This is a genomic window from Candidatus Contendobacter odensis Run_B_J11, assembly GCF_000531125.1.
Taxonomy (GTDB): Bacteria; Pseudomonadota; Gammaproteobacteria; order Competibacterales; family Competibacteraceae; genus Contendibacter; species Contendibacter odensensis.
The window spans coordinates 1-1,358 of sequence record NZ_CBTK010000192.1 but is presented as its reverse complement, the minus strand read 5'-3'; the positions used below and the strand labels follow the sequence as shown (position 1 = coordinate 1,358).

The 1,358-nt window shown below is 56.0% G+C and carries 2 protein-coding genes; one reads left to right on the top strand and one right to left on the bottom strand.

The window, feature by feature from the left end; genetic code table 11:
• Positions 1–386 (top strand): transposase (locus BN874_RS11850; RefSeq protein ID WP_034433561.1); only part of this gene is annotated, 386 nt, incomplete at its 5' end.
• A 441-nt stretch (positions 387–827) separates the two neighbouring features.
• Here BN874_RS11850 and BN874_RS24545 read toward each other — a convergent pair.
• Positions 828–992 carry a hypothetical protein gene (locus BN874_RS24545; RefSeq protein ID WP_154724896.1) on the bottom strand — a complete coding sequence of 55 codons (165 nt, stop codon included), beginning with the start codon at positions 990–992 and terminating at the stop codon, positions 828–830.
• Positions 993–1,358: the final 366 nt, after the last annotated feature.

The following is a 1,358-nucleotide window of genomic DNA, read 5'->3' as shown; positions in this document are numbered from 1 at the left end:
TCGCCGAGGAGGTCAAGGACCTGCTGGAGGTCCGCTATCCCCGCGCCGAGAAAGTGGTCCTAGTGCTCGATAACCTCAACACCCACAAGCCCGCTGCCCTCTATCAGGCCTTCGAGCCGGCAGTGGCCCGGTCGCTGATCGACCGGCTGGAGATCCATCACACCCCTAAGCACGGCAGTGGGCTGAACAGGGCCGAGATCGAACTGAGCGTCTTGAGCCGGCAATGCCTGGATCGCCGCATCCCCGACGCCGACACCCTGACCCGCGAGGTCGCCGCCTGGGAACAGGCCCGTAACGCCAACCCCCGGCCGGTGAATTGGCGCTTCACCACCCTCAATGCCCGTATCAAGCTCAAACGCCTCTACCCATCAATTCAGAGCGGGTGAAGTACTAGAGTGGGTGGACGGGTACAACCATCGCCGATGGCTCGAGCCGATTGGGAACGTGCCGCCCGCAGAAGCTGAAGCGGCGTATTATCGACAACTCGAAGAGTCCGCCCGGGTGGTGTGACTCAAACCAAAAAGTCTCCGGAATTCCCGGGGCGGTTCACTCGGTAAGCGCTCGGAAGCTTCGGGCTAGCGAAGCGATCAACCCTTCAAGCTGCGGCTGCTTGAGCAAGCGGTTTAAGGCCACAATCTGTCCCATACAAGGGGACTTCCGGTAGGGGTGGGGAGCGTTTCGCTGATAAGACGTTAAGAGGTAGCGGGGGAAACGATCCGCCGTCTTGGCGGGGTCGCAACTGGTCACGCCCAAAGTTTTGGGCGTGACCAGATCGCCGTCCTTGGCTTTGCGGCTTCGCTACTCCGGGGTGTTCAGAGGGAAGGTTTTTACCCATGAACGGTACTACCGGTTATTCCAGCCATGCTGATAGTGCCGATAATAGCAGCGATGATAGTAACAATAAGAATGGTGGCGGTGATGGTGGCGATGGTAATAATGACGATGGTAATAACAGTGGCGATGAAAGTGAGACCAGTAACAATGGCGGTCATAGCGGACCGCCGCCGAAGCGGGAACGCTCATAAAAAAAGAGCTTGCGAACAAGAATAGAATCGCGCTGAGAATGGCGCGTACTGGGCGGTTGGCAACCATCATCATGCCCCTTATCGGTTTGTTAGAAAAAGACAAGTAATTTCAGAATGCTGAAGAGAAAAGGGAACGTATTACATCTGGAAAATAAACCAGTTATGAGCGCGCTCATATCAATAATAGTACTTATGAGCGGTCGCTCATATCGCGCTCATAAATCGTTTATGCCATGAAGGCTAAAGCCCCTTTGGGAAAAGGAGCCGCCGTCTTGGGAACGAGGACTCCAACCGGGTCCATGTATCAAAAACAACTCGCGGCGGCGACTCGCT